The 2,276-nt window shown below is 70.3% G+C and carries 1 protein-coding gene; it reads left to right on the forward strand.

The window, feature by feature from the left end; genetic code table 11:
- On the forward strand, positions 1-2,196 hold a 2,196-nt coding region (locus ACJA3G_RS35445), incomplete at its 5' end, for a collagenase (RefSeq protein ID WP_406557138.1).
- Between the last annotated feature and the right edge of the window lie 80 nt (positions 2,197-2,276).

Here is a 2,276-nt window from a genome sequence, read left to right on the forward strand (position 1 = left end):
CCGCCCCCGAACACCGGCGCGAACCCGTTCGACCAGGTGGACCACCTCGCCAAGGCCCCCCAGCAGAAGGCCCGTCAGCTGCCCGCCCCAGGCGGCGGCCAGGACGGCCGAATAGCCGGCCCGCAGACCCGCGCGGTCGCCCCCGCCGCCCACTCCGCGCTGCGCGCCGCTGGGGTCCCGTGCACCCTCGACGGCATCACCGGACTGAGCCCGCAGGGCCTCGCGGACTTCCTCACCGACCCGGCCGTCACCGCCGACGGCTGTCTGCGCGGGCTCGTCTGGACGTGGGACGCGCGCCTGGCACCGGTCATGTCCGACGCGCATGTGCAGGCCGTCGCCCACCGGGCCACCAGCCTCGCCGCCTCCCACGACGGCAAGAACAGCAGCCATCTGCTGGAGCTGTTCACCTACCTCCACGCCGTCGCGTACCAGGACTACGCGCACGACGAGATCGACACCACCGACCAGCCCACCGTCGACGCGGTGGCCGAGGCCGTCGCCGCCCTCGGCTCGGCCGCGCACACCTTCGACGCCACCGCGCAGAACGCCCAGACCCTGCGTGAGGCGCTCTACGCGGCGAGCGCCCCCGGCCTGCGTCAGCACCAACTCCCCCTGATCAAGCGCGTGCTCGCGACCCTGGCGCCCGGCGCCGGGACCGCCACCAGCGCGGACTGGGGCGGCGCCGCGCTGGCCGCGCTCTCCGTCAACTACCTGGGCGTCTACCCGGGCAACCACGACACCGCGTTCCAGGCCGCCGCGGGCGCCGACCCGGCCTACCGCGCCGCCTTCCGCGTCTTCTCCGGCTACACCCACCTCAAGGGCACGGCCAACGCCTGGGCGGCCCGCGACGCGCTGTCGGAGTACGGCCGCTTCGGTCAGATCGACGCCGTCAAGAGCCAGATCGTCCCGGACCTCGGCGCCCTGCTGCCGACGGCCGAGACCAACTTCGGCAAGATGAGCGCCCCCTGGCTGTCGCTCGCGAGCTGGCTCAACTTCTACGGCCAGTGCGCCACGTACAACGTGTGCAAGGACCAGATCGAGAAGCAGCTCTTCACCCACACGTACAGCTACGACAACGGCGCCATCCAGGTCCGCACCGCCCTCGACAAGGCCACCATCGACCAGCTCTACTACGCGAGCAAGCAGGTCAAGTCGCAGTTCTTCCGCGTGCTCGGCACCGACAAGCCGCTCGCGGGTGACCCCAACACCACGCTCCACATCCACCTGTACGCCTCGCGCGCCGACTACGAGGTCTACCAGCCGTTCCTGACCGGGTACTCCACCAGCAACGGCGGGATGTACATCGAGGAGGGCGCGACCTTCTACACCTACCAGCGCCGGGTGCCGCAGGACTCCTCGCTCACCCTCGAAGAGCTGTTCCGCCACGAGTACACGCACTACCTCAACGGCCGCTGGGCGGTGCCGGGGACGTTCGGGAGCGGCGCCTGGTACACCGGTGACCGCACCACCGCCATGGACGAGGGGACCGCCGAGTTCTTCGACGGCGGTACCCGCGACAACGGCATCGCGGTGCGCAGGTCGCTCGTCAAGGGCATCATCAACGACACGGCCGGCGGCGGCCCGCGTATGACGGTCAACCAGCTGCTGCACGCCACCTACGACGGCGACGGCTTCCGCTTCTACAACTACGCGGGCACGTTCTTCGAGTTCCTGTGGAACGAGCACCCCTCGCAGCTGCGGGAGATGTACGCGCGCCTGCGGGCCGACGACCCGGCCGGCTTCGACGCCTGGCGCGACCGGATGGGCCGGGACGCGGAGCTGCAGAAGGCGTACGACGCGTTCCTGGACCGGCAGATCGCGAAGGTCGACACGCTCTACGTGCCCAACACCACGTACACGCCCAACGCGAAACTGCGCTACTCCCGCGTGTCGGACGTCCGCGCGGCCTTCACCAGGAGCACCTACAGCAAGCCGTCGTGCGTCGACAACGGCTCTCCCAAGTCCCACCGCTTCATCTGCACCGGCAAGATCACCGCGCGCCTCGGAGACGCGAACAACGCGGACAAGGTCTTCCAGGACATGTCGGAAACGGTCGACTCCTTCCTCCTGGACCGGGCCGTGCGCGGCGGCAACAACCTGGCCGACATGAACTGCTCCTTCGGGACGGTCGACATCTGGGCCAACAAGACGGGCGGCACCTCCACTTACACCTGTGAGGGTCCCCTGCGCAGCTGACGTCCTCTGCGCGCCCGACTCCAGGGGCCGGGGCGACTCCGACCGCCCCGGCCCCTGGTCACCTCCGGCCCCCGCAACTC

The organism is Streptomyces sp. YS-3, assembly GCF_045257485.1.
Taxonomy (GTDB): domain Bacteria; phylum Actinomycetota; class Actinomycetes; order Streptomycetales; family Streptomycetaceae; genus Streptomyces.